The organism is Fibrella musci (assembly GCF_041321105.1).
Classification (GTDB): Bacteria; Bacteroidota; Bacteroidia; order Cytophagales; family Spirosomataceae; genus Fibrella; species Fibrella musci.
This window is the reverse complement of record NZ_JBGGWD010000007.1, coordinates 68,671-93,979: the sequence shown is the minus strand read 5'-3', so window position 1 is coordinate 93,979 and position 25,309 is coordinate 68,671. Positions and strand designations below refer to the sequence as shown.

Below are 25,309 nucleotides of genomic sequence, written 5' to 3'. Positions count from 1 at the left end.
CGTTGATAACTATACTAGCTACGTCGAACCCAACTCTATTATTTCAATGGATTTAGTAATCGTTCGGTAGACAGCCAATCGGACACCATCGGAGCATCAGGCCGTCAGCGCCAGCTCGATGTGCGCGAGGTGATGCCGACCATGCCAGGCCACCATATCCAGCGCCGAAGCGAGCGAGACATTGAGCTGCCGGAATGGGTGATAATAAGCCCGTTGCCAGTCGGTTTCGGGGAGGCGCTCAAACAGGTAAGCCAGCCGCTCGTGTAGCCCCTCCAGCAGGGCCAGCGATGGGGCCAACGGGGCATCGTGACCGTCGGGCTGCTGCGCCCAATCGGTTACGGTGCTCAGAATACCGGGCTGAACGTCGGGCTGGGTCAGCGCGTGTTTGATGCGGAAATAGTGCCACTGATGCGTATCGGCGACATGGTGCACCACCTGACGGATCGTCCAGCTACCGGGCCGGTAGGTACGTTGCAACGCCTCATCGCCCAGATGTTCCGTCAGTTGGCGGTACTGCCGGGGTAATTCACGCAGTAAGGCGATGCGTTCAGTGATCTCAGCTGCTGAGAAGTCGGTTTGCCCGCTCCAGGGGCCAATGGGAAATTGACGGGGATCTGACATGGTGAAAGTAGTACGCGCACCCTTGCGTCTTGAATGCGTTGGCAATATACAGTCAGGCGTTTCCGCCGCCTACCCATTTCAGGCCAATAATGGCAGCGGCCAGCAGCCCGATGAAAAATAGCTCACCCGCCGACCACGGCGCTTTGTAGAGTAGCACGTCGGCTAGTTTGATAAAGATCAGCGTCAGGGCGGTCCAGATACCAAAGGCCGTCGTGACAGGTACGTACCGGAAGGCCTGATTCAGAAAAACGACGTTGACCAAACCCGACACTACGTTGAGCAGCACCGGACCCACCACGGGCAGCGACAACCTAAACGCCGCCAGCGCTTTGAAATCCGCGAATTTGAGCGAAAACGTCCACACGGTCTGGCAGAGGGCCGCCAGCGCTAAAAACAACCAGGCCATGTCGGCAAATTAAGGGCGCAAAGGCGAGCCGAGGCAGGAAGTTGTATTATCAAATCGTTTTACTTTTGCTTCATGTCGACCAATACCATCGCTACCCTGAACGCCGACTGGCAACAACAGTATCCAACGTACCTGAACGCGTTCCAGACGGGGCAATCGTCTTACGTACCTAATCTGTTGCCGCAGATCGCCGTGCAGTTCTCGGTGTATCAGACGCTCGACATCCTGCAAAAACGGCTGGGAACCGACCTGCTGCGCCGCGCCCTTGACCCCCAGCAAACCGTCCCCTCGCCCCGGTTGGGGCAGCCCAGCGGGCGGTGGCTGCGGCAAAGCAACATGGTCGGCGTCAACGTCCGCACCATCGGCTCCTTCTGGAATGTGGTCAATTACACGCTCACGCTGCCTGCCTGCCACGACAGCATCCACCTGCTGCCCATTTGGGAGCCCGGTGTGGTCGGTAGCCTTTACGGCATGGTGAGCTGGCAGATCAACCCGGAGTTTTACAGCGTTGATCTGGCCCGGTTCATCCCCACGCTCGATACCGTCGACAAGCAACTCAAGGTGGTGACCAACCTGCTGCATGCGCTGGGCCGCACGGTGGGTATGGACGTGATTCCGCATACCGATCGGTTTTCCGAAATGGCGCTGATCCATCCCGCGCTGTTTGAGTGGGTCCACCGCGACGGGCATCGGCTCGTCGATCATAGCGAAAACGTATACCGGCACGTCGAAGAGGTGATCTGGCAGTTTATGCACCAGCACGGCACGGCCGATGGTAGCCCGATCACGTACTCGAAAAGCGTCTTTTTCTCGACGCAAATTCCGCTGCTGACCGATGAGCAACGACACCTAATTCTGTTTGGTCGGCCAGGCGACTATAGCGGGCGGCTTCAGCGGCGACTCGACCTGATCAAGCACCTGACCAACCAAGGCTTCGAGACGCTGCCCATGACCATGGCCCCGCCGTACCGGGGGCTGCATATCGTTCCTGACGATTTCATCACCGACGAGTTCGGGCAGGTGTGGTATCAGTATAGCTTTAACCAGCCGCAGCCGTTCTCGCGGGTGTTTGGCCCACTGGCTCGCTACAAATTCTACCACAGCCTGAACGACAACCGCGACTGGCAGCTTGATTTCGGCCGCCCCAACCGCGCCGCCTGGGAGTATATCTGCCGGAAGGTACGAGCCTGCCAGCAGCAATTCAATTTCGATTTCATGCGGGGCGATATGGCCCATGTGCAACCACGGCCGGGCGGCGTTCCGTCCGAGGGCGTCCCGGCTATCCCCGACGCGTTCTACGACCCCTTGCGGACCATCAAACACTATGTGCAGCAGCAGGGAACCCCGCACTTCGGTTTCTTTGCCGAAACCTTCCTGGCCCCGCCCGACACCATGGCCTATGGCGACGAGGTAGCGCACCTGGAAGCTATCGACGCCGACAGCACGCTAGGCGATCTGCAATCGATGGTGGTGGGGTCGGCGGTGTTCAACGAGCAACTGGCAACGTACCTGGAGCTGGCCGAAACCCAGTCGTTCGCGCCCAATTTTACGGTCATGACCGCCGATAAGGACGACCCCCGTTTCGATGAATTTTACCACACGGGCAATACCTTCCGGTACTTTGTGAGCCTGTTTTTGCCCCAGCTGCCCAGCTACGTTGGGCTGGGTTTTGAGGTGCGAAACCTGCACCTTGAACGCGGTGCCAACGAAGAATACACCAAGCTCTACGTGTTCCGGATCAGCGACGAGAGCCAGACCGACAAGGTCACGCACGGGCCGTTTGTCTGGGGCACCAACGTCGAGCAATTCATGAACATCCAGCTTATTCGCTCGTTTGCCGAAACCCATTGGTCCGACCTGTCTAACAAGCCGGTTGTCTGGCTGCAAAAACCGGTTGTCGAAGCGGGCGTGGGTATCTCGTTGGCCTGGCAACTGGGTACGTACCTGTTCAGCGCAACCGTCGGCGACGTACCTGGGTACCCGGTTGAAGCCGCCGCCACGGGCGAACTGCTGCTCGAAGCCGCTAATTGCCGCGTTTATCGGGTAAACGGGTGACCGCGATGGGGCTGTCTGGTCCCTAAATCGTTCCTGCCTGAGCTTATTTCCAAAGCCCGGAACAGTGGCTGATGCTTATTTGTTAATTTTGTAAGATAAGTTCTTAAACAACGAGGAGGGCGTTTTGCGTTGCAGCCGCTCTCATTGGCAATCGCCGACTTAACATGAGCAAAGAAGTTGAACTCTTAGAGAGCATCACCAACGCCGAGTACAAGTACGGGTTTGAGACCCTAATTGAAGCGGATGAAGCTCCCAAAGGGCTGAACGAAGATATTGTACGCTTCATCTCCGCTAAGAAAAACGAACCCGAATGGCTGCTCGAGTGGCGCCTGAATGCGTTTCGTCTGTGGCTGACGATGGAGGAACCGCATTGGCCGAACGTCAAATACCCGAAGATCGACTATCAGGATATCAAGTACTATTCGGCACCGAAGCAGCAGAAGACGGTTGGTTCGCTCGATGAGATCGATCCCGAACTGCGCCGGACGTTTGAGCGACTGGGTATTTCATTGTCGGAACAGAAACGCCTCTCTGGCGTGATTGACGAACCCGTTGACGCCAATGGTAACCCCATCGAGCGTCCGCAGGTGGCTGTCGACGCCGTAATGGACTCGGTATCAGTCGCTACGACGTTCAAAAAGGAACTGGCCGCCAAAGGCATCATCTTCTCGTCGATTTCGGAAGCCGTTCACGAGCACCCCGAACTGGTGAAGAAATACCTCGGCTCAGTGATTCCGGCTAAAGACAATTATTTCGCCGCGCTCAACGCTGCCGTTTTCTCGGATGGCTCGTTCTGCTACATTCCGAAAGGCGTTCGTTGCCCGATGGAACTGTCCACCTACTTCCGCATCAACGCGGCGGGTACAGGGCAGTTTGAACGCACACTGATCGTGGCCGATGAAGGCAGCTACGTAAGCTACCTCGAAGGGTGCACAGCACCCATGCGCGATGAAAATCAGCTCCACGCCGCCTGCGTTGAACTGATCGCGCAAGACAATGCCGAAATCAAATACTCGACCGTGCAGAACTGGTATCCCGGCGACAAAGAAGGGCGCGGTGGTATCTACAACTTCGTGACGAAGCGGGGCATTTGTGGCACCAGCGCCAAAATCTCGTGGACGCAGGTTGAAACCGGTTCATCAATCACCTGGAAATATCCCTCGGTGATTCTGAAAGGCGACAACTCAATTGGCGAGTTCTATTCGGTAGCCGTTACCAACAACATGCAGCAGGCCGACACGGGGACCAAAATGATCCACATTGGCAAAAACACCAAGAGCCGGATCGTGTCGAAAGGCATTTCGGCCGGTAAGAGCCAAAACTCATACCGGGGTCTGGTCGAGGTGATGAAACGCGCCGAAGGTGCCCGTAACTTCTCGCAGTGCGACTCGTTGCTGCTGGGCGACAAGTGCGGCGCGCATACGTTCCCGTACATCGAGGTGAAAAATCCCACGGCTACTGTGGAGCACGAAGCCACAACGTCGAAGATTGGCGAAGATCAACTGTTCTACTGCAATCAGCGCGGTATCCCCACGGAGCAGGCGGTCGCCCTGATCATCAACGGCTACGCTAAAGAAGTGCTCAACCAACTCCCGATGGAGTTTGCCGTTGAAGCCCAGAAGCTGCTCGAAATCAGCCTAGAAGGTTCGGTTGGGTAAGCGAGAATACATTTGATTATATTGAGGCCCCTGCAAACTTGCGGGGGCCTTTTATTTTAGTACTGCTTTCTATAGATGATAATTGGCCTTGAAGACTGGAAAATTCCAGACGATACAGAACCGGATCAAGTAACGGTTGAAATCAGCGTTAGTATCGATAATGACTCGCTTGCCTTAAAGAAGATAAGGGATCCTGAACATCGTAGAAAAGAGGCCGAATGTCAGCGCAACCTTGTGGCTAGGCAATTAATTACTGACTTTCAAATTGAAACGTATGTTATACAGCGTAGGGGATATCAGGTTGACATTACGACGACGCTAGCGCAACTCGATCGCATTTCTGCCTACCCCGGGGTGAACCATATAATCGTGCGCCGAACTTCTCCAGGGCGAAGGCGAAAAATTCGTAAGGCCTTGAATTATTGGTGCTTGAAACTACAGTTCATCATCCAGATTGAAGGGCGAAAAAAAGGCTTGATCAGTGTTGAAGAGCAGTTCGTGCTAGTGAAAGCTAAGTCTAGAGAAATTGCGGAGGAATGGGTGAGGGCTTACGCAGCTGACTATGAAACACCTTATATGAACACTGACGGCCATTGGGTACGTTGGAAGTTTCACGGCATTCTGGATGCTCACGAACCTAGTCTACAAAAACCGTTTGCTGTCGATGGTCCCGTGGAGCTTTTTTCGTCATTCCAACGCCGTCGAATGAAGCCCAGTGATTACTGGGATGGACAGTGGTGAGCACTCAGGGTTGATGTATCCCTTAAATTTGTAGTAGTTTTCAGTTGTACCGAGTCTCGCGTTCTCACTTCCTTGTGCTACTGATGTTGCCTGTAGTTGCCACGACGATAATGTTAGTGCAGTCGATTCCGAAATTGCGAAAAAGGGAGCGCCACATCCCTATCACCACCGGTGAATATGGCATCCAGAAACTGACCCTGTACCGATACCAAGCCAGCATCAACTCGCCGATTCGCGCTTGGTATAAATCCGCGTGAAGGCTTCGGTCGGGATTTTGTCGAACTCGCCGGCTACCAGATGCGGGTTCAGTTCGTAGGTGACGACGTCGGGCCGGTCGTCGGGCGATTCGCCGAAGAGGTCGCGTTCCATTGGGGCAGAATACTGCTTTTTCACCCAGATCAGGCGTTGATCGGGCGTTTTGCCCCAGGCCCGGTTGTCGCCCAACACGAGTTGAATGCGCCGCCAGTCGTCGTAGAAATATTCCTGCAAAAGCGGAATCAGCTTATCGCGGAAAGCAAGACAAAGCTCGTCGTGGGTCTGCACACCCAGCAAGTAGGCATGGCCAATCAGGTGATCACGGTCGAAGAGGTATTCAATCCGCTCGTTCATCGTGCGCAGCAACGTACCCAACTCGACACCTGCCTCCAACGTACCCAGCCCGTCGTAGTGCGGTCCCATCTCCCGGAAGTTGAACCGGCGGCGTAGGGCAATGTCGAGCAAGGCAATGCTACGGTCGGCGGTGTTCATCGTGCCGATGATGTGCAGATTGAGCGGAATGCCAAAGCGTTCCTGCGAGTAGGGGAGCGTTAGCCAGAGTTCGTCGGGCGCGCCGAGGCGTTTGGAATCTTCCAGCAACGCAATCAGATCACCCAGGACCTTGGCGATATTGGCCCGGTTGATTTCGTCGATCAGCAGCACCTGCGTTGGGGCGTTGGCCAGTCGTCGTTGCCGATTTTGAGGCTGATCGTTGAGGCAATCGGCCAGCGTTGCGTAGCCTGCCAGTTGCACCGCTGCTACGCAGGCCTTGTAGAAAATGCCTTTTCTGACTTTGTACGTCACCTGATTACCTATGGTTTCAGGCCGGATTCCCTCGACAAATTCTTCGTAGCCATACGACGGGTGAAACGTCACCACGTCGGTAGGGTAGGGCTGAGCCAGTTGCCGGGCCAGGTACGTCTTACCCGTGCCCGGTGGCCCGTACAGAATCAGGTTTTTGGGAAATGTAGGCTTGTTGATAACGTACCCAGCTTCATCTTCAGCCACTTCGGCGGGCGAGGCATCCGTGCGGATGGCATCGTAGGAGAGTTCCGGGTTGTCGGCAAGCCGGAGCAGATCGCTCAGAAAGCCCTCGTTTTCGGCGGCTTCGTAGATGTCGGTGTTATGGCGCGCAACGTGGGGGCCACGTTTGGGCGTTTCGAGCAGTTCGAGCAGGCAATCTTCCCAGCAGCGGCGCAGCGTCTGATGATGCAGCAGGTGCGCACTCGACTGCCCCACAATCACCGAGACGTAGTCGGCTTTTTCAGTAATGGGAGCCACGTCGATCTCGGTCAGCTTTTTGAGCTTATCCTGATCGGCCCGTTTGATGGTAAGCCAGTATTCGGCCTCGCCGGTGCGGGGTTTGTGCAGCCGCAACGCCAGAAAGAAATTGACATCGGCCGAAATGGATTTTCGGTCTTTACGCACCGAGAACGCCAGCCGAGGGTCACCATTGGGCAGGTTGACAATGTCGATGAGTTCTTTCAGCAACCCAAAAAAACGCCGGACGGCCTCGGGTTGGCCAATGTCGCGGATGCGGTCGATGAGGGTTTGGGAAGGGCGTTCGGCAATCATTACTCAACTAAGATACGGAAAAAGGAAAAGCGGGTAGCGATTGGTCGCCACAGCTATGAGTACGGTACTCTAGCCAATGGCTTTGGACCTATACCAGACGGGCCGATTTGTTATCTTTGACAGAGTGCTGTCGTCGCTTGTCTGTTTCCTAAACCAACCAATATGAATCGATTACTACTCGTTGTGTGCCTGCTGCTATCGTTGCGAAGTCTAGGCCAGTCGTTCACGTCGTCGAACCTGCCGATTGTGCTGATCGATACCAAAGGCGCCGTTATTGCCGACGATCCGAAGATTGCCGCTACGATGCAGATCATCGATAACGGCACCGGCAAAACCAATAACCTGACCGACAAGCCGACGTTTACCAGCAACATTGGCATTGAACTGCGCGGGTCGTCGTCGCAGCTGTTTCCAAAAAAAGCCTACGGTATCGAACTGCGCGACGCGACGGGCGAAAACTCGCTGGCGCAGTCGGTATTGGGGATGCCATCGGAAAGCGATTGGGTGCTCAACGCCGTTTACAACGATAAAACGCTGGTGCGCGAAACGCTCACTTACGACTTTTATCGGAAGATGAGCAAGTACTACGCCTCGCGATTTCGGTATTGCGAGGTCACGCTCAATGGGCAGTACATGGGCATTTACGTGATGATGGAACGCCTTAAACGTGATAAAAACCGCGTCAACATCACCAGTATCAAAAAGACGGATGTGTCGGGCGATGCGGTTACGGGCGGTTATATTCTGAAAATAGACAAGACTAGCGGCAGTTCGTCGCGGTCGTGGCGGTCACCGTATGGCGCGGGGTTGTTCAAACGGGCGCTCGACATTCAGATCGACCGACCCAAGCCCGAAGACCTGGCCGATGAGCAGTTTCAGTACATCAAAAAATACGTTACCGACTTCGAGGATGCCCTGAGTGGCCCCAACTACACTGACCCCACCAACGGCTGGCGGAAGTTTGCCGATGAGGATTCGTTTATCGATTACCTGCTGCTGAGCGAAATCTGCAAGAATGTGGATGCTTACCGACTCAGTGCGTACTTCTACAAAGACCGCGACAGCAAAAACCCCAAGCTGGTGATGGGTCCCATCTGGGACTATAATCTCACCTACGGCAACGGCGATTATTGCGAGGGCAACAGTTTCAGAGGGTGGTCGTTCGATTTCGACGTAACCTGCCCGGGCGATCAATTTCAACTCCCGTTCTGGTGGAAACGGATGCTCTCCGATCTGGCGTTCGGCAAGAAAGTAAAGGAGAAATACAAAGCCCTGCGGCAGACTGTGCTGACGCCCCAACGCCTGGGCGCGTTTGTCGATTCGACGGCCAACGCCATCACCGACGCCCGCACCCGCAACTTTGTGAAGTGGCCGGTGATTGGCGTGTATGTCTGGCCAAACGGGTACGTTGGCCCGACGTACCAAAGTGAAATCAATTTTCTGAAAGATTGGATCGGGCAACGGCTAGCCTGGATGGACGGCAATATTGAATCGTTCGGGCAACTGCCGCTGGCTACCGAACCCCTCACGGCGGCGGTCGGGCCAAACCCGTCGGTGGGCGATGTACTGGTTAGTTTACCCATGCCGCAACCGGGCGACGTAACCCTGGTGCTGACCACCACCGAAGGCCGGTCGGCCGGTACGTTTTCGTTTCCCAATCAGCCGTCAGGTACGTTCACGCATCGGCTCAGCGCCAGCGCATTCGGTGGAGCAGGCGCCTATGTACTACGTATCAACACACCCACCGGCCCCGTATCGAAAGTGCTCGTGCGGGAGTAACAGGCAGGGAGTAGCAGGGGTGGCAGGGATAGCTGGGTACGTCATACCTACGCTTACTTCCCTGCTATCCCCGCCACCCCTGCTACTCCCTGCCTATCACCCCCCGCACCTCACCCTTTAACCTTTTTTAGCACCGCTCCCCTGACATTCTGTCAGCCCGTTGCGTATATTCTTCGTACCTTTGCGGGTAAGAAGTACGCTATGGAACGCATTGCTGAATTGACCATCCTATCGGCCGACGACAAAGAAGCGGTCGATTTACCCCGCACCTCCGTTGATGAACTCGTCGACGGAAAGAAGCGGCTATACATTGAAAGTTACGGCTGTCAGATGAACTTCTCCGACTCGGAGATCGTGGCTGCCGTGATGCGCAACGCCGGGTTTGCCACGACCTCCACCGCCGAAGATGCCGACCTGATTTTTCTGAATACCTGCGCTATCCGCGACAACGCCGAGCAGAAGGTACGCAACCGGCTGAAGCAACTCAACACGCTCAAGAAAAAGAAGCCCGAGCTGATGGTGGGGATGCTGGGCTGTATGGCCGAGCGGCTGAAAACCAAGCTGTTGGAAGAGGAGAAGATCGTAGACATCGTGGCTGGTCCCGATGCTTACCGCGATATTCCGAAGCTGGTGGAAGAAGCCGAAACGGGGCAGAAAGCGGTCAACGTCTTTCTGTCGCGCGAAGAAACCTACGCCGATATTGCGCCGATCCGGCTCAACTCCAATGGGGTTACGGCCTTCATCTCGATCATGCGCGGCTGCGACAATATGTGCAGCTTTTGCGTGGTGCCCTTCACCCGTGGCCGTGAACGCAGCCGCGACCCGTACAGCATTGTCCGCGAAGCCGAACAGCTCTTTGCTGATGGCTATAAGGAAGTTACGCTGCTGGGCCAGAACGTGGATAGCTACAAGTGGACGGGTGAGCAGGGTGAGTTTGTCAACTTTGCCAACCTGCTGGAACGTGTCGCGCTGGTGAACCCCGATTTGCGGGTACGTTTCTCGACCTCGCATCCCAAAGACATCACCGACGAGGTGCTGCACACGATGGCGCGGTTTAACAACATCTGCAACTACATTCACCTGCCTGCCCAAAGCGGCAACACGCGGATCCTGGAGCTGATGAACCGGACCTACACGCGGGAGTGGTACATCGAGAAAATCGACCGCATCCGGGCTATTCTGGGCGACGACTGCGGCATCTCGCACGACATGATTTCGGGTTTCTGCACCGAAACCGAAGCCGAGCATCAGGATACGCTGTCGCTGATGGCATATGCCCGATACGACTACGGCTACATGTTTGCTTATTCGGAACGGCCGGGTACGTTGGCGGCGAAGAAATACAAAGACGACGTACCTGAGGACGTGAAAAAGCGCCGCCTCAACGAGATCATCGCCCTGCAACAACGCCTCTCGCTCGAGCGCAATCAGCGGCATATCGGGCAAGTGCAGCGTGTGTTGGTGGAAGGCACCAGCAAACGGTCGGACGACGATCTGTTTGGCCGTAACGACCAGAACAAAGTGGTTGTGTTTCCGCGTGGTCAGCACCAGAAAGGCGACTACGTGAACGTGCTGGTCACCGACTGCACCGCCGCCACATTGCTGGGAAAGGTAGTCTAGGTTTTTAGTTTGATTGTATTCAGTTTTCAGTTTCTGGTCGTTCTGCTGCGTTTGGTTTTCCTGACCGGCGGAGCCACTGAAAACTGAAGACCGGAGACTGAAAACTGTCATTGAATGGATAATCGGGAAATACAGTCTGTAAAGAATCGCTTCGGGATCATTGGCAATGCGCCCGCGTTGAACTACGCCATCAGCGTAGCCACGCAGGTTGCGTCGACCGACCTGACAGTGCTCATTACGGGCGAAAGCGGCAGTGGTAAAGAGTCGTTTTCAAAAATTATACACAGCCTGAGCGCCCGCAAACACGGTCAGTTTATTGCGATCAACTGCGGGGCAATTCCCGAGGGTACGATCGATTCTGAACTGTTTGGGCACGAAAAAGGCTCGTTTACGGGGGCTGTCGATCAGCGGAAGGGCTACTTCGAAACCACTAACGGCGGCACCATCTTTCTGGACGAAATCGGGGAGATGCCGATGGGCACGCAGGCTCGCCTGCTGCGTGTGCTGGAGAATGGCGAGTTTATTCGGGTGGGGTCGTCGAAGGTGCAGAAGACCGATGTGCGCGTAGTGGCGGCCACCAACGTAAACCTGCTGGCGGCGGTCGAGAAAGGACGTTTTCGGGAAGATCTTTATTACCGGCTCAACACCGTACCGATCTACGTGCCCCCCCTGCGTGAGCGAGGCACCGATATCGACCTGCTGTTTCGCAAGTTCACGACCGATTTTGCCGAGCGTTACCGCATCAACCCCGTACAGCTCACCGAAGAGGCCAAACGCCGGTTGCTGACCTATCCGTTTCCGGGGAATATCCGGCAATTGAAGAATCTCGCCGAACAGATTTCGATTCTGGAATCGGAGCAGAGCAAGCCGATCGACGCCGAAACGCTCGCCAAATACCTGCCCCGGCCGCAAACCAACGTACCCACGATGGCGCTGACCGGTCCGGGCGCGGGCGGACCCGAGACGTTTTCGGAGCGTGAACTGCTCTACAAAGTGCTGTTCGACATGCGCCGCGACATGACGGAACTGAAAAAGCTGGTGCGCGACGTACTCAGCAACGAAGCCTACGGGCCGCAGATGCTGCACAAACACCGCGACCTATTCGAGTCGGTGGGCCGTGAGGAAAGTGCCGGCTATGGCGATGGTCAACGCGAGCCCAACTACGCCCGGCTGCTGCCCGATGGGAGCCGTACCAACGGAAACGTACCCGGCCGCGCTGAAGTAGCCGACCTGTCGGACGACTACGAGACAGATTATGGCCATCCGGCGGTGCAGGTGATCGACGATACCGACCGCGACATCAACGAGACCACGGTAGAGGACGTTTCGCACGAAACCGAAGAAGACGATTCGTTGTCGCTGGAAAAAAAGGAGAAAGAGATGATTGTGAAGGCCTTACGCCGCAACAACAACAAGCGCAAATACGCTGCTCAGGCGCTCGGTATCTCGGAGCGGACGCTGTACCGCAAAATCAAGCAATATGAGATTGATGAAGAATAAGAGAATGAATAATGTACAATGGACAATGTATAATGTCTTTAACCGGAACATGTGGCTCGTTAGCACATTGTTTATTGTCCATTGTGCATTATACATTCAGTCCTGCGGCGTGTACTCGTTTTCGGGAACGACGCTGTCGCCCGACATTAAGTCGGTGACTGTCAATAACTTTACACTGCAAACGGCGGGTGGACCGGCCAACCTGCCGCTGACCCTGACCGAGAAGCTTAAGGAATACTACCAGCGGTATACCAGCCTGAAGGTATTGCCAACGGGGGGCGATATGGCGCTGGAAGGCACTATTACCGGTTACGACCTGATTCCGGTGGCGCCCACGGCGAGCGATCAGGCTGGTCTGAACCGCCTTCAGATCACGATTCAGGTACGTTTCACCAATACAAAAGACGACACCAAGAGCTTTGATCAGGCGTTTTCGTTCTACAAGGATTTTCCGCAGAACCAGACCCTGAGCCAGAACGAAGGTCGGCTCGTACCCGAAATTCTCGATCAGCTGGTGCTCGACGTCTTCAACAAAACCGCCGCCGATTGGTAGCGGCTACACCGCCTAAAATTAATCTGAACCTGTCTGTAGCTTTCGGCTTACTTGGTCGTAGATTCGCTAAACTGCTGACACCAATCCGTTCATGATGCCCATTGACAAAGAAACGTTTTCCTATTGGGTCACTCATCCTGAAGACCTGACAACCGCTGATTTTCAGCAGTTGCAGGAAAATCTCGACGCTTATCCCTATTGTCAGTCGCTGTATACACTCGCGGCCAAAGCAGCTTCCATCCATCAAAAAGGACAAACCGTACCCTATGTGCGCCGGGCTGCTGCCTATGCGCTCAGCCGGAATGCCCTGCGTAAATTAATCGATAATGAGTTTCAGTGGTCGACCAATCTGCTGCTGAAATTGAATGAATTAGCCTCGCGGCAGGTGCCCATCCCCGACGACTACCAACACGAAAGTTATGCCCTGTTCCGGAACAAGGCGGTTGGTGCGAACGGCTGGCAAATGCCGCTGATTCAAATGCCCCGGATTGCCTTTAATGAATCGGGCATGGTGGTCGATACGGCATTCCGCCCGCCTGTTGATGACCCCACGCTGGCTGAAGAAGCCATACAAGCCGACCTGGCCCTCGACGAACAACAGGCGCTGGAAGAAGACAAACAGATTGCTCAGCAGCGGCAGATCGATGAAGATCGCAAACGGCAACTGGAGATTATCGAAAACTTTATCCGGAACGAACCGCGCATCGCGCCCGTCCGGGGTAAGCTGGGTGAGCCCGCCGAGCAGGAGGACCTCAGCCAACGTAGTCAGCCTACAGCGCTGGGAGGCGGGCTGGTGACCGAGAGTTTCGCCAAAATCCTGTGCCGGCAGGGTAAATACGACAAGGCCATCGAGATATATGAAAAGCTGGCCTTGAAAAATCCAGAAAAATCTGCGTATTTTGCGGCCAAAATCAGCGAATTGACAACAAGTCGGAACGAGGAACAGCCTGTGGCGAAACGCTGAATGAACACGAGTTTTCAGTCAATTTGTCTTTTAGTTTCGATCGGTACGCGATTTGCAGGCTATTGACCAACAGCTGGAAACAGAAGACTTTTTTTAACTGCATTCATGGTAACGACAATTATTGTTTTAGTGTGCATTCTGACCGTCTTGCTGGTGCTGGTGGTCCTGATTCAAAACTCAAAAGGCGGCGGTTTGTCTGGTGAACTGGGTGGGCTTGGCTCGAACCAGTTGATGGGCGTGAAGAAAACCACCGATGTGGTCGAGCAAATTACGTGGGGCCTGGGTGCTGCCGTAATGGTACTCGCGTTGGCCTCATACGCACTGGTCGACAAAACCGGTAACGCCAACTTCAACAGTGTGAACGCTGAGCGCGCGGCTACCCGTACGCTGCCAAGCGCCGCTCCGGCTCCGTCGCAGCAACGCCCTGCGCCGGCTCAGGCACCTGCTGCCGCCCCCGGCAATTCGCAGTCGGCACTTCGTCCGTAAAGCGTAAGCCTAAAATCAACAAAGAGCGAAGGCTCTGCTAACGTACCTGGTGGTGCACTAGCAGAGCCTTCGCTCTTTATCATTTGTGTCGGTTCTCAGTTATGCCTGCATAAACGCGCGGGCTTTCCGGATGTGTTCGTTAGCCCGGTCGGTCTCAACTAAGCCATCGCGAAGCCGGACAATCCGGTGGGCGTATTCGGCAATGTCTTCTTCGTGCGTCACCATGATGACCGTATTGCCTTTCGAGTGAATCTGGTCGAACAGGTCCATGATTTCATACGACGTCTTGGTGTCGAGGTTCCCCGTCGGTTCATCGGCGAGCAGGATACTCGGATCGTTGACAAGCGCACGAGCCACCGCTACCCGCTGCCGCTGACCACCGCTCAACTCGTTGGGCCGGTGCCCGGCGCGGTTTTCTAGTCCCACGTTTTTGAGCGCGATCATGGCTTTTTCGGTCCGGTCGGCTTTGCTCAGACCCGCGTAGATGAGGGGCAGCGCCACGTTTTCGAGCGACGTCTGGCGGGGCAATAGGTTGAACGTCTGAAACACGAACCCGATCTCCTTATTACGTACCTCGGCCAGTTCGTTCTCCGTCATGTTACTCACATCTTGATTGTTGAGAACATACTGCCCCGACGTAGGTGAGTCGAGGCAACCGACGATGTTCATCAGCGTCGATTTACCCGAACCGGATGGACCCATAAACGCAACATATTCGCCTTTCTGGATCTCGATAGTAATTGACTTAAGGGCTTCGACGACTTCGCTGCCCATCACATACCGTTTGGCAATGGCGCGGGTTTCAATGATATTCATAGACAAACCAGTTCGCAGGTTTCAGGTTGGGCGTTTTCAGCGGTGCCGTTGTTCAACGGCTCGCCCGTCAGACACAACTGAAAATGCCCAATCTGAAAACTGTTAAAAATACCTCAGTTTGTGAACCGTTGGCGTTGGTTTTCGACTGCCGTAATTTTTTGCTGATAAGCCGCCTCGAATGCCTGATAGTCGGCGGGTGTGGTGGCGAAATTCAGCTTCACCAGTCCTTGCTCCGCGTAATCGAACAGAGACTGGTCGGCGCAGAGCAGCACATAACTCTTCAATAGATCGGGGTCGTTTTCGTTGACTGCCATCGCTCGCAGAACGGCGTTGTAGGCCGGTTTCACTTGTTTGTTGGTCCGCAGGAAATTAGCCGCTTCGGCTACCACGCCAGCGTTGGCCGGGGCTAGCTGAAGCGCGGTCGTATAGGCTTTCTGCGCATCGGGCAGGCGCTTCGCGTTGGCAAACACCTGACCGCGCAGGGCGGCCACCAGGCCCTGGTGCGCGGGTACAAAAAACGTTTTGGCCAGCGAATCAGTCGCGACCACCTTCTGCCGAAAGGCTGCAATTTTCACCGCCGACAGGTTTTCTGTTGATCGGGCAAACGCCGAGAGGCCTTTGGGCTCGCCCATCTGGCTCAGGATCATCTGGGCGTAGAAGTACTGCCGCGTGGCCAGGTACGTGTCGATCAGGAAAGCGCCGGCAACCGTTTTTAGGTTGGCATCTCGGATGGTTTCCCAAACGCGGCCCCGATTGGCATCATCGGGTCGGAATGAGACGTAAAACGCCTTTTCCAGATCGGTTGTCGGCTGTTTCGGACCATACAATGTCTCAGCGATACCTCGCATGGTAGCATCCTGCCGGGTGGCCGTTTGCCAAAGCGGTTGAGCCGCCGTCAGATTGCCGATTTTGGTCAACGCCACCGCTCGGTATAGCATAGACAGCGTGTCGAGGGTATTGAGCGCAAAGGTCTCTGCCGCCTGCCGGTTTAGGCCCTGTTCCAGTTCCAGCAGACCGAGCGTCGTGCGGTAGGCTGTGCGTTTGCGGGCGTCGTTTTCGGCCAACTGAGTCAATAGATCAAAGGCTTCGGGGTGCTGATTGGCTTTGTACCGCGCCAGTGCCGTTGCCAGCAGCAACTCGTCGGTTACTTCCTGATTCGCCGGATTCAGGGCGGCTTGCTGAAGCTGGTTGACGAGGGCGGTGTCGGGCCGGGGTGTGGCCAGGGCATAATTGTAGAGGCTGGCAAACTGCCCCGCGTCGAGCGCCTGCCCGGCTTTTAGATTGGTCAGCCAGCTGGGTACGTTAGGTACGTCCGACGAGTCGCCCGCCGTAGTGCGCTTCGTTACTAATCGCAACGCCAGTGCGTTTGCCGTAAAGGCCGGATCCGTGCGGGCGTCGACCTGCTCGGCAAGTGTAGAGTCGGCGGCCAGAATCTGCGGATTTTTGGCATAAACGCCCAACAGGTTGGCCAGCGGCACAGCATCCTGGCTGGTCTGGTCGACGGCCGATTGCAGGTAATAATAGGCCGAGTCGGCGATGGCTGTTTTGCTGTAGAGGTAGCCCAGGTTTGTGCGCAGTTCGCCACTGTTCGGAAACGCCCGGATACCGCGTTGCAGCGCTTTGATGGCTTCGAAAAAGAGATTGGTTTGCCGGTAGGTTTGGCTGAGCGCAGCGTAGGCCTGCGGGGAAGGCTGTTTTTGCAGCGCCTGCGTCAGAAACTGAGCGGCTGTGGTCTGATCATTTCGGAGCAATGCCATCGATGCCAGCGCATAGTTGGCTTTGTGTTGCAGAAACTCATGCCCCAGCGATTGCTGATAGAATGTCTGGGCTAGTTCGGGCTGCTGCTCGGCCATGTACGCGTCGGCAATGGCCGACTCCAGCGCCGCCTGCCCTTGTCGCAGCACAAAATAATTGCCACCGGCCACCATGCCGACGATGCCAACAATACCCGCCAGCCGGAAAAGCGACAGGTCGGCCAGTTTGGCTTTGTATACTACCCGATGAACGGGTAGCTGTTGCTGGTAGATCGGCCAGAAATTTAGCGCTACGTAGAGCGTCATACCGATGCCCATGGCAAAGTGGCTGTAGACGATGGCATCTTCAAACACCTCGATCAGCGGGTCGTTGGCGGTGACGAAGGCGTAGGCCATCGTGAGCAGCGTCAGTATGGCTCCACCGATGTAGACGCCCGCCCCCGCCTCGGCGAACGATACGCGCTCCTGTTGCTCCAGTAACCGACGAAACCCCCAGATACCCAGGCTAATGGAAACGGCTACGATAAGAAACGGGCTGATTGTGAGAACATCCCACTCAATCGTGCGTGTGTTTTTGAGCCAGATCAGGAGCAGGTTGATCAGATACAGGACGCTGATCAGCAGAAAATTGTACAGACCCAGTGGTTTGCCGGAGCTAGCGGTGGCGTCGGACCGGCGGACGCTCGTTAGCCAGACCATCGCGACGATGGGTTCAATAGCGATCAGGATAATAAAAGCGATACTCAGCACCAGCAGGCCCGGTAGCGCGTAGCTTACCAGCAATTGCGCTGGGTACGTTGCCCCGGCGACGCCGCCAATGCCCAGGGCCGTCAGGGCAATTAGGCCCAGAAATACGCCCGTCCGAATCGCGAAGGAAGTGCCGGGGCGGAAGGCGTGAAAGTAGTAGCTAGTCCCTCCGAACACGATCGCCAGGATCAGGAATAGCCACTTATTCAGAAAGCCTGGCAGCGCGAGAATGTCGAAACGGCAAACGGCCAGAAACAGAATGAACAGGCCCATGCTGATCCGATACAGCAGCGTGGGGAGCCGACAGACGCCCGCCAGCAACAGCGCCATAGCCCCGCACAGCCCGACGAGGGTACCAGTGGCTACAAGCGGGTAGACCTGCATAGGCGAGGCCATGAACTGCCCCATCACAGCCTGTACCTGTCCCGGTATGGGGTACGTGAGCAGGCCGTCGGTAACCGTATAAAGCGAAGCGGGTAGGCCAACTAGTTCACTGAGCACCTGCCATTGGACCACGTTAGTGAGGCCCTGGTACCAAGTAAAGCCAAACCAGCCGAACGCCAGCAGCAACAACCCAAGCCCGGCCAGGTACGTTAGCCGGTTGGGTACGTTCCAATTCTTCCAGAAGAGTAATGACATACTGTACTAACGAATCTGATAAAGCAAATCGTAAGGCTAAAAAGGGTATAAACACAAAAAGCACTGACCATCAGTGCTTTTTGTGTTGAAATGTACCGGGAGCGGGGATCGAACCCGCACGAGCTTTTACGGCTCACAGGATTTTCGTACCAACTACAGCTTTCGCTGCTCAGGTCAATTTCCCTGATTTGTGGTCTGGACTTTCTCTTCACCATACCTTGCCCAGGGCAAAGCGTAGGTGCCGTCTGTCAAGTCTCTACATCTTCCACGCATCAATAACGTGGCTTGACTCGGGATTACCATCAGCTTAACTGGAAGGCTTCCCCGACGTTAAACGGTTCTACATCGATCGTTTCCAACCGTGCACTCAAATTTTTGATATTCTTAGCTCGATAATTCTCGGTAGAAGCATGACAATTTGGACAAAGTAGAGACAAATTCGCCAATGTGTTATTCATTCTGATCCCATCGATGTGATGCAGTTCCAAGGGGATTGGTTTCGTCAACCAAGTCTCTAAACCACATGATTTACATTGACTTTTTTTGATGCCTTCCCGAATGAGTCGCTTTTTCAACTTGTGCGACTGATACGTTTTGTGAGTACCGTTAAAAATGAATTCTAATGGTACTGATTCTCTCGAAGACCTCTTTACAACTCCTTTCCCTGATTGATTGGGTTTGAAACAGCTCAAACGCTTGGCATGGAAACAAAGCGTTTTATAATTCATCCCAAGCGTTAAGGCCGCTTGAGCCATACTGGTAGCTTGTTCGCAAATCGTAATAAAGCGAGATTGGAAGTGAGAATCAAATTGATAACGGGCCATCTCTACATTGTGAGTGAACTGCTTTAAACAGAGCATCTAATAGCTATTAGTAGAATACCAAGGATATAAGTCCTGCGCGTCTACCTATTCCGCCATCCCGGCAAGTCAAAGAACAAGGGTTCCTTCCGAACCACCTGATACAAAAAAAGCACCGGGTGCGGTGCCATTTTCGTGGAGCGAAAGACGGGGTTCGAACCCGCGACCTCGACCTTGGCAAGGTCGCGCTCTACCAGCTGAGCTACTTTCGCGTTTTTCGTTGTTGGCTTGTGGCCGTCAGCGATTTGATGATGCAAAAGTAGAGCGTTTAGCAGCGTTTGTCAAGAGGTCGGGCAAAAAAAGGCGTCAAAAAAAGTAGTCCGACGAGGTAAGTGGCTCATTCCGAAAGCACTATTTGCCCAAAAAAATGAGTGGTCCCAATTTTGTCAATCTCCCAACTACCTCACTTATGGCGGCGATAGGTGAGGCCGATCGATAGCGACCCCCACGAATCAAGACTATTGCCAGTCGGAATAGGCCCGAAAATAGCACCCCCGTTGCGGGTCGCGATGGTGCTGTTGTCATTGTCGAAGGTGGCATCGAGCTTGTCGGTATAAACGAAGTTGTAACGTAGGTCGGCGGTCAGATGCAGGCTGCGAGAAAGCGGGTAGCTGTAGCGCAGCCCTATCGGAACAACTGGCTCGTGTGTTTTGGTTACGCCTGCTGCCCCTTTGGCCGTCGTGTTATCACTGGCTGTGCGGTGGCTACCCGGCCCGTTGGTGAGGCGCTGCACAGCACCATTGCCGAGGGAGTACGCAGTGGCATCGAAGAAAATCAGGCCGTAAGCCAGATAAAACGACAACTTGTTGAGGTGACTGGTTCGTTTTTTCTGGTTGTTGCCCGTTAACAGTTCGGAAAGATCGACGGAGGCGCTCAAGCTAGCCTGTGTAAAGCTGGCTTCGGCTTTACTGTTGTAAAACACCTGCTGCCGTGCCGCCAGCGAGCCCAGGTCGCCTAGAAGTTGAAGACTAAAGGTGCGGCTTAGGGGATAGGTCAGCGTGATACCGACGGTCGGCTTAAGCTCCGACGACGACAGGTCGCCGAATAGTTGGGTCACGCCCAGGGCAGCGCCAAGCTGTAGGCTATGAACGCCCGGTACCCGCGTTTGGGTCAGTGTATCGGCAGCGTTATTGGTTGGGATGATGGATCGCGAAAAGCCATTGACCAGACCCGCTGAACAGGTGATTGCCCCCCAGACTATTAAGAATGATAGGCCGACTGTACGAAGGGTGTGGAGAGATAGAATCATATAAATGGATAGGATTGAAGTAGTCATCTGGCAGCGGTAAGACGATGTCCGTATCTGAAAGTAACTGTCCGCATTCGGACATGATTTTGATTTTAACGATTTGATAATCAGTAGATTGAAGATTTGGCTTGCCTATTGTTTAAGCATTGGCACAGCATTTTGTGATGGGCAACGCAACGGTCGTTGCCGAAGCTGCATCTTTTCAATGAACGCATCTAAAACGCATACTTCCATGAGCCCTTTACGTACATTCCTGCTGTTGACAACCACGCTAACGGTAGCGATTCTGCTCTCCGTGGCCCGTTCATCAGCAATCTCGGGAACGCCAACTGACGACCGCGATTTGAAACCCTACAAAACGCAGACCTTTTCGGGCATCAATGCCGTGCGTTCACAAACATCAGGTGGGAGCCTGACCGTCGAAGGCGGCACAGGTTCAGAAGCTCGCCTGGAAATGTATGTGCGCAGCAGCAACTGGAATGGCCGCGATGAACTGAGCCGCGAGGAAATCGAAGACCGGCTGAAAGATTACGAGATCAGCATCCGGCAGGATGGAGGCACGCTCGTGGCCACTGCCAAATCAAAGCGGGATGGCAGCTGGTGGAATAACCGGAATGCCCTCAGCATCAGCTTTAAATTCTTTACGCCGCGCCGCGTCAACACCGACCTCAACACGTCGGGCGGTAGCATTCAGATCAGCCACCTCGACGGCAAGCAGCGCTTCGAGACGTCGGGCGGGAGCCTGCGGCTGGTGGATCTGAAGGGCGACATTGCGGGGCGCACCTCGGGTGGTAGCATCAAACTGGATGGGTGCCGGGAGCGGGTCGACGTGGAAACGTCGGGCGGTAGCATCGAAGCGAGCAACTCAAACGGTAACCTGACCCTCGAAACGTCGGGTGGGAGCCTGCGGCTGATGAGCCTGAACGGCATGATCAAAGCGCGTACCTCGGGTGGTAGCATCAACGGCGATCAGATCGATGGTGAGTTGCAAACGAGCACCTCGGGCGGTAGCATCCGGATTCGGAACATGGCCGGCAGCATCGACGCCAATACGTCGGGCGGCAGTGTCGAGGTAAACCTGACCCGTGTCGACAAGTTTGTCACGCTGGGTACGTCGGCTGGCAGCGTACGTGTGCAGATGCCCATGAACAAAGGTATGGACCTTGAACTCGATGGCAATCGGGTGAGTGCCCCCCTGACCAATTTCAGCGGGACGGCCGATAAAGACCGGATCGTAGGTAAGATCAACGGCGGCGGTATCCCCGTGAAATTGACGGCCTCAGCCGGGAACGTATACCTGAATCAGAATTAGGCGGTAGCGAATCGGCGACCAATGCTGATTTGTCCGCCCGATGTCCGAATGCGGACGAGTGATTTCCAAAAAAGCCCTAAATCGCTTGATTTAGGGCTTTTTTACGTTGTGGCACACCGATTGAACCTACCTTTATAGTGCTAAACGGGTAGTAGGGTGTTGAGGTCAAGTTGCAGAATAGTGGAAAATGACGACTCTTCGATGTTGCCTCCGTTACCAGCCTGATAGCGGTACCATTTTTCTACCTTGTAATCGTAAATAAAGCCTTCCTGAATAGCGTAAGCATTGTCGTCCAACAACCGAACTACTTTCTGAATGTCATTTTCAAACCCGTTGTTTTGCAAACCTCAATGATAATCTGGATGAATTCAGTTGTCGGGTCAACCAAAACCAGATCGGGTGCTGGGTTGGCTTCGGCCTCGTTCACCATCGTTTCTGGCAGGGGTTCCAGCGTAATCTTTTTCTGCTGGTAGTATACCGTTCCTAAACCTGTGGTGAGCCGGGCAATGATACGCTGATGATCACGAGGCGCATACGTATCCATGTCTTCGCGCAGATGCAGCGGTCATCAAACGCTGGATGATATAGTCTTTTGCAGTTAACCTTATTAAAGATAACCGATTATGATTCAACTCTTGAACGTCGCCAAGTACTATCCCGCCGGGTTTGGCCGGACGTATGTACTCCGAAATATCAACCTGACCATCAATGAAGGAGAGTTTGTGAGCATCATGGGGCCGAGCGGCTCGGGCAAGAGTACATTGCTGCACATTCTGGGCTTGCTGGAAGAGCCTTCCGAGGGGGAGTACCGGTTTCTGGACCAACCCGTGCAGAAACTGTCGGAGAAACGGCGCACCGAATTGCACCGCAGTCACATTGGGTTTGTGTTTCAGGCCTATCACCTCATCGATGAACTGACCGTTTACGAAAACATCGAAACGCCGCTGCTCTACAAAGGTATGTCGGGTAATGAGCGGAAAAGCCGCGTAGCCGACGTACTCGACCGGTTCAACATCGTGGCGAAGAAAGACCTGTTTCCAAGTCAACTATCGGGGGGGCAACAGCAACTGGTTGGCGTGGCCCGGGCGATTGTGGCCCAACCAAAGGTCATCTTTGCTGATGAACCCACCGGTAACCTGCACTCGGCGCAGGCCATCGAGATTATGGAATTGTTCCGCGAGCTAAATCAGAAAGACGGTGTCACGATCGTGCAGGTGACTCACTCCGAGGCCAACGCCGAGTTTGGCAGCCGCATTGTGAGGCTGAAAGATGGCTGGCTCGAACCGGAGGTGGCCCAAACCTTATAGGTCTTCGAGACCTATAAGGTTTAGCAACGGCGTAATCGCATCGGCCGACGTACCCCGCAACGTCTGGATGCCGTTGACATTGGCACAAAAAACGGCATCGGCCGTTTCTATCGACTCAGGCAAAAAAAAACCTTCCTCTACCGCCTGGGTACGTAGTAACTGCCGGCGCAGGATGCCGTCGATGCAACCCGTAGCGAGGCTGGGCGTATACCACCGGCCGTTGCGCTGCCAGAATAACGATGAGGCGACGCACTCGGCCACGTGACCGTGGGTGTCGAGCAACAGAACGTCGTCGTAACCGTGCTGCTGTTTGTACAACCCCGCGAGCACATAAGGCAGCGCATTGAGGGTTTTGAACCGTGATATAGAAGAAGGCGAAAGCCGAACGTCGGAGAAGCAACCGAGGGAGTCTTTGGCCGTAACGGAAAACGGGGAAGTGGGTTGCGCCGTCAGTAACCAGTTAACCGCACAGGTGGCGGGTGTATACAGGCCGCCCGGCTGTCGCCACACCTGCAATTTGAGGCGGGCCGGCGTGTCGGCCAGACCGTTTTGGGTAATCAGATCAAGTACCTGCCGGTGCAACGTATCACTGTCAAACCGGGTCGGTACGTCGAGCTGGAGCGCGGCCATACCCTGTCGGAGGCGATCGTAGTGGTCGGGCCAGAACCAGACTTGCCCATTTTCGTACCGAATGGTTTCAAACAGCCCGTCGCCATACTGGAAAGCCCGGTCGGTTGGCGGGGTCATCCAGTGGCTTGCCGGAATTACATCCGAATTATAAACCAGATTCATGGCGGAAATTAGCCGTTTATCCCAAAACGATGGTTGCCGCCCCAAGTACCTTTTAACATTGACCTTAGAAATGCACATGAACATGCGCCTACTGCCCTATTTGCGACTCTCTGCCGCCGGACTGGCACTCGCCGCTCTGCTGGGCCATCCATCGGTATATGCCCAGACAACGGGCACTCCTCCGGCTGCGTCGGCCACACCCGGCGAGGGACAACGCGTTCCCCAACGGCTGGGCTTGCAAACGTGCATCGACATTGCGTTGCAAAACAACCTGACCCTGCGCCAAAGCCAGATTCAGCTCCGTAACAGCGAACTGCAACTCCGGCAAGCCCGCCTTAATCGGCTGCCCAACGTGGGGGCTTTTCTGAATCAGGGCTACAACTCGGGCCGGAACATTAACCCCGTAACCAACGCCTTCGTTGATCAGGGTGTACTGTCGAACAACTTCCAGGCATCCGTGCAGGCGACGGTCTACAATGGAGGACTGTTGCAGAATACAATCAAGCAGAACGATCTGCTCCGCCAGTCGAACGAAGCGACGGTGAAAGCGACCGAGAATAACGTGATCCTGACTGTTATTCAGCAGTACCTAAACGTACTGACAGGGCAGGAGCAACTGGTGGTGGCACAACGGCAGCGCGACGTGTCGGTGGCACAGCTTGACCGTACCCAGAAGCTCGTTAATGCCGGATCGCTGGCCGAAGCCGAACTGTTTGTGATCCGGGCCACAATTGCCAACGATGAACTGGCCATCGTGAATGCTCAGAATACGATCGAACTGGCGAAGCTGGCCCTGCTTCAGGCCATGAACGTACCGGCCGGTGGCCCGACGACTAATACCTTCGACGTGGAAACCGTGAACGTACCTGACCCCACCGTGGCGGCCTATGGGTCTACGTCGGACGATGTATTTGGTGTGGCAGAGCAATTTATGCCCGACGTGAAGGCCGCCGATCTACGCGTAAAAAGCGATGCGTTCGGCGTGCAAGTGGCGCGGGCGAATTTGTTTCCAGTCGTGACCCTAAACGGAAACCTCAGTACCCTTTATTCAAATGTAGGGCTGCAACGACGGTATGATCTGGGTACAGTTACCAACGTCAATCAGACGATTCTGGTCAATGGTATCCCAACGACAATTACGACCCAACAACCGGATTACCGATTCGAGAATTATACCTTCTTCGATCAGCTAGGGAATAACCTGAACCGTAGTGTATCCCTACAGGTGCAGGTGCCGATCTACAACCGATCGCTGGCCCGGACGCGCATTCTGTCGGCGCAACTACAGCAGCAGAACTCGGAAATCGCCGCCGCGAATACTCGCCTGCAACTACGCCAGAACATCGAGACAGCCTACACCAACCTCCGGGCGGCGGGTAACCGGTATCAGGCTACCCTGGCGCAGGTGACTCAACTAGAGCGGGCGTTCAAGGTATCGGAAAGCCGCCTGAACGCGGGTGCGCTCAACTCAACAGACTACAACGTGGCCAAGGGGAACCTCGACCGCGCCCGTGCTGGCCTGGTGCAGGCCAAATACGACTACGTGTTCCGCATTAAGATTTTAGATTTTTACCAGAATAAACCGCTCAATTTTTAGTGAGAGCGTGAAGGAATGAAAGA

22 protein-coding genes and 1 tRNA gene are annotated in these 25,309 nt (G+C 54.9%); 12 read left to right on the top strand and 11 right to left on the bottom strand.

Annotated elements, in window-relative coordinates:
* Positions 1-96 precede the first annotated feature (96 nt).
* Together ACAW74_RS22375 and ACAW74_RS22370 are read right to left on the bottom strand one after the other, a co-directional pair.
* Complete coding sequence (locus ACAW74_RS22375; RefSeq protein ID WP_370700466.1) at positions 97-621, bottom strand: YfiT family bacillithiol transferase; 525 nt, start codon at positions 619-621, stop codon at positions 97-99.
* A gap of 52 nt (positions 622-673) precedes the next feature.
* On the bottom strand, positions 674-1,027 hold the full coding sequence (locus ACAW74_RS22370; RefSeq protein ID WP_370700465.1) for a DMT family transporter: 354 nt from the start codon (positions 1,025-1,027) through the stop codon (positions 674-676).
* 72 nt (positions 1,028-1,099) lie between these two features.
* Here ACAW74_RS22370 and ACAW74_RS22365 point away from each other — a divergent pair, with 72 nt between their 5' ends.
* The 3 genes from ACAW74_RS22365 (at position 1,100) to ACAW74_RS22355 (ending at position 5,481) form a co-directional block, all read left to right on the top strand.
* Complete coding sequence (locus tag ACAW74_RS22365; protein ID WP_370700464.1) at positions 1,100-3,082, top strand: hypothetical protein; 1,983 nt, start codon at positions 1,100-1,102, stop codon at positions 3,080-3,082.
* A gap of 164 nt (positions 3,083-3,246) precedes the next feature.
* Positions 3,247-4,740: a Fe-S cluster assembly protein SufB gene (sufB, locus tag ACAW74_RS22360; protein ID WP_370700463.1), complete on the top strand. Its 1,494-nt coding sequence runs from the start codon at positions 3,247-3,249 to the stop codon at positions 4,738-4,740.
* A 75-nt stretch (positions 4,741-4,815) separates the two neighbouring features.
* The gene (locus ACAW74_RS22355; protein WP_370700462.1) at positions 4,816-5,481 is read left to right on the top strand and encodes a DUF4288 domain-containing protein; all 666 of its coding nucleotides are present in this window, start codon (positions 4,816-4,818) and stop codon (positions 5,479-5,481) included.
* Positions 5,482-5,700: 219 nt separating this feature from the next.
* Here the strand turns inward: ACAW74_RS22355 and ACAW74_RS22350 are convergent, their stop codons facing one another.
* On the bottom strand, positions 5,701-7,311 hold the full coding sequence (locus tag ACAW74_RS22350; protein ID WP_370700461.1) for an McrB family protein: 1,611 nt from the start codon (positions 7,309-7,311) through the stop codon (positions 5,701-5,703).
* 162 nt (positions 7,312-7,473) lie between these two features.
* Here ACAW74_RS22350 and ACAW74_RS22345 point away from each other — a divergent pair, with 162 nt between their 5' ends.
* The 6 genes from ACAW74_RS22345 (at position 7,474) to secG (ending at position 14,213) form a co-directional block, all read left to right on the top strand.
* Entirely contained in the window at positions 7,474-9,090 is a 1,617-nt protein-coding gene (locus ACAW74_RS22345; protein WP_370700460.1) for a CotH kinase family protein, read from the top strand.
* A 201-nt stretch (positions 9,091-9,291) separates the two neighbouring features.
* On the top strand, positions 9,292-10,710 hold the full coding sequence (miaB, locus tag ACAW74_RS22340) for a tRNA (N6-isopentenyl adenosine(37)-C2)-methylthiotransferase MiaB (protein ID WP_370700459.1): 1,419 nt from the start codon (positions 9,292-9,294) through the stop codon (positions 10,708-10,710).
* A gap of 114 nt (positions 10,711-10,824) precedes the next feature.
* Entirely contained in the window at positions 10,825-12,210 is a 1,386-nt protein-coding gene (locus tag ACAW74_RS22335) for a sigma-54 interaction domain-containing protein (protein ID WP_370700458.1), read from the top strand.
* Positions 12,211-12,259: 49 nt separating this feature from the next.
* Positions 12,260-12,763, top strand: a complete 504-nt coding sequence (lptE, locus tag ACAW74_RS22330) for an LPS assembly lipoprotein LptE (RefSeq protein WP_370700457.1) — start codon at positions 12,260-12,262, stop codon at positions 12,761-12,763.
* Between the two features lie 91 nt (positions 12,764-12,854).
* On the top strand, positions 12,855-13,727 hold the full coding sequence (locus ACAW74_RS22325; protein WP_370700456.1) for a DUF8458 domain-containing protein: 873 nt from the start codon (positions 12,855-12,857) through the stop codon (positions 13,725-13,727).
* 105 nt (positions 13,728-13,832) lie between these two features.
* Positions 13,833-14,213: a preprotein translocase subunit SecG gene (gene secG / locus ACAW74_RS22320; RefSeq protein ID WP_370700455.1), complete on the top strand. Its 381-nt coding sequence runs from the start codon at positions 13,833-13,835 to the stop codon at positions 14,211-14,213.
* A gap of 99 nt (positions 14,214-14,312) precedes the next feature.
* Here secG and ACAW74_RS22315 read toward each other — a convergent pair whose 3' ends face one another.
* The 5 genes from ACAW74_RS22315 to ACAW74_RS22295 all read right to left on the bottom strand — a co-directional run bounded on the left by ACAW74_RS22315 (position 14,313) and on the right by ACAW74_RS22295 (position 20,278).
* Positions 14,313-15,029 carry an ABC transporter ATP-binding protein gene (locus ACAW74_RS22315; protein WP_370700454.1) on the bottom strand — a complete coding sequence of 239 codons (717 nt, stop codon included), beginning with the start codon at positions 15,027-15,029 and terminating at the stop codon, positions 14,313-14,315.
* Between the two features lie 113 nt (positions 15,030-15,142).
* Positions 15,143-18,169, bottom strand: a complete 3,027-nt coding sequence (locus ACAW74_RS22310; protein ID WP_370700453.1) for a hypothetical protein — start codon at positions 18,167-18,169, stop codon at positions 15,143-15,145.
* 302 nt (positions 18,170-18,471) lie between these two features.
* A complete protein-coding gene (locus ACAW74_RS22305) occupies positions 18,472-18,993 on the bottom strand; it encodes an HNH endonuclease signature motif containing protein (protein WP_370700452.1) in 522 nt (173 codons plus the stop codon).
* A gap of 172 nt (positions 18,994-19,165) precedes the next feature.
* Positions 19,166-19,241: transfer RNA gene (locus ACAW74_RS22300), tRNA-Gly, on the bottom strand.
* Positions 19,242-19,432: 191 nt separating this feature from the next.
* The gene (locus tag ACAW74_RS22295; RefSeq protein WP_370700451.1) at positions 19,433-20,278 is read right to left on the bottom strand and encodes a hypothetical protein; all 846 of its coding nucleotides are present in this window, start codon (positions 20,276-20,278) and stop codon (positions 19,433-19,435) included.
* A 232-nt stretch (positions 20,279-20,510) separates the two neighbouring features.
* Between ACAW74_RS22295 and ACAW74_RS22290 the strand changes: the two genes are divergently transcribed.
* A complete protein-coding gene (locus tag ACAW74_RS22290; protein WP_370700450.1) occupies positions 20,511-21,590 on the top strand; it encodes a DUF4097 family beta strand repeat-containing protein in 1,080 nt (359 codons plus the stop codon).
* 140 nt (positions 21,591-21,730) lie between these two features.
* Here the strand turns inward: ACAW74_RS22290 and ACAW74_RS22285 are convergent, their stop codons facing one another.
* Both ACAW74_RS22285 and ACAW74_RS22280 read right to left on the bottom strand, forming a co-directional pair.
* Positions 21,731-21,886, bottom strand: a complete 156-nt coding sequence (locus ACAW74_RS22285; protein WP_370700449.1) for a hypothetical protein — start codon at positions 21,884-21,886, stop codon at positions 21,731-21,733.
* Positions 21,887-21,894: 8 nt separating this feature from the next.
* Entirely contained in the window at positions 21,895-22,134 is a 240-nt protein-coding gene (locus tag ACAW74_RS22280; RefSeq protein WP_370700448.1) for a hypothetical protein, read from the bottom strand.
* 79 nt (positions 22,135-22,213) lie between these two features.
* Between ACAW74_RS22280 and ACAW74_RS22275 the strand changes: the two genes are divergently transcribed.
* Positions 22,214-22,897, top strand: a complete 684-nt coding sequence (locus ACAW74_RS22275; RefSeq protein WP_370700447.1) for an ABC transporter ATP-binding protein — start codon at positions 22,214-22,216, stop codon at positions 22,895-22,897.
* On the opposite strand, the gene ACAW74_RS22270 is transcribed toward ACAW74_RS22275, so the two are convergent.
* Positions 22,892-23,689, bottom strand: a complete 798-nt coding sequence (locus ACAW74_RS22270) for an aminotransferase class IV (protein WP_370700446.1) — start codon at positions 23,687-23,689, stop codon at positions 22,892-22,894. The genes ACAW74_RS22275 and ACAW74_RS22270 overlap by 6 nt on opposite strands.
* Positions 23,690-23,765: 76 nt before the next feature.
* Here ACAW74_RS22270 and ACAW74_RS22265 point away from each other — a divergent pair, with 76 nt between their 5' ends.
* The gene (locus tag ACAW74_RS22265; RefSeq protein WP_370700445.1) at positions 23,766-25,286 is read left to right on the top strand and encodes a TolC family protein; all 1,521 of its coding nucleotides are present in this window, start codon (positions 23,766-23,768) and stop codon (positions 25,284-25,286) included.
* Positions 25,287-25,309 lie beyond the last annotated feature (23 nt).

Bases quoted from the DNA above. Each gene is read 5' to 3' on its own strand.
- ACAW74_RS22280 (WP_370700448.1), bottom strand. From the start codon at position 22,134: ATGGATACGTATGCGCCTCGTGATCATCAGCGTATCATTGCCCGGCTC.
- ACAW74_RS22305 (WP_370700452.1), bottom strand. From the start codon at position 18,993: ATGGCCCGTTATCAATTTGATTCTCACTTCCAATCTCGCTTTATTACG.
- ACAW74_RS22270 (WP_370700446.1), bottom strand. From the start codon at position 23,689: ATGAATCTGGTTTATAATTCGGATGTAATTCCGGCAAGCCACTGGATG.
- ACAW74_RS22265 (WP_370700445.1), top strand. From the start codon at position 23,766: ATGAACATGCGCCTACTGCCCTATTTGCGACTCTCTGCCGCCGGACTG.
- ACAW74_RS22315 (WP_370700454.1), bottom strand. From the start codon at position 15,029: ATGAATATCATTGAAACCCGCGCCATTGCCAAACGGTATGTGATGGGC.
- secG (WP_370700455.1), top strand. From the start codon at position 13,833: ATGGTAACGACAATTATTGTTTTAGTGTGCATTCTGACCGTCTTGCTG.
- sufB (WP_370700463.1), top strand. From the start codon at position 3,247: ATGAGCAAAGAAGTTGAACTCTTAGAGAGCATCACCAACGCCGAGTAC.
- lptE (WP_370700457.1), top strand. From the start codon at position 12,260: ATGTGGCTCGTTAGCACATTGTTTATTGTCCATTGTGCATTATACATT.
- ACAW74_RS22350 (WP_370700461.1), bottom strand. From the start codon at position 7,311: ATGATTGCCGAACGCCCTTCCCAAACCCTCATCGACCGCATCCGCGAC.
- ACAW74_RS22295 (WP_370700451.1), bottom strand. From the start codon at position 20,278: ATGATTCTATCTCTCCACACCCTTCGTACAGTCGGCCTATCATTCTTA.
- ACAW74_RS22290 (WP_370700450.1), top strand. From the start codon at position 20,511: ATGAGCCCTTTACGTACATTCCTGCTGTTGACAACCACGCTAACGGTA.
- ACAW74_RS22370 (WP_370700465.1), bottom strand. From the start codon at position 1,027: ATGGCCTGGTTGTTTTTAGCGCTGGCGGCCCTCTGCCAGACCGTGTGG.
- miaB (WP_370700459.1), top strand. From the start codon at position 9,292: ATGGAACGCATTGCTGAATTGACCATCCTATCGGCCGACGACAAAGAA.
- ACAW74_RS22325 (WP_370700456.1), top strand. From the start codon at position 12,855: ATGATGCCCATTGACAAAGAAACGTTTTCCTATTGGGTCACTCATCCT.
- ACAW74_RS22345 (WP_370700460.1), top strand. From the start codon at position 7,474: ATGAATCGATTACTACTCGTTGTGTGCCTGCTGCTATCGTTGCGAAGT.
- ACAW74_RS22365 (WP_370700464.1), top strand. From the start codon at position 1,100: ATGTCGACCAATACCATCGCTACCCTGAACGCCGACTGGCAACAACAG.
- ACAW74_RS22335 (WP_370700458.1), top strand. From the start codon at position 10,825: ATGGATAATCGGGAAATACAGTCTGTAAAGAATCGCTTCGGGATCATT.
- ACAW74_RS22310 (WP_370700453.1), bottom strand. From the start codon at position 18,169: ATGTCATTACTCTTCTGGAAGAATTGGAACGTACCCAACCGGCTAACG.
- ACAW74_RS22275 (WP_370700447.1), top strand. From the start codon at position 22,214: ATGATTCAACTCTTGAACGTCGCCAAGTACTATCCCGCCGGGTTTGGC.
- ACAW74_RS22355 (WP_370700462.1), top strand. From the start codon at position 4,816: ATGATAATTGGCCTTGAAGACTGGAAAATTCCAGACGATACAGAACCG.
- ACAW74_RS22375 (WP_370700466.1), bottom strand. From the start codon at position 621: ATGTCAGATCCCCGTCAATTTCCCATTGGCCCCTGGAGCGGGCAAACC.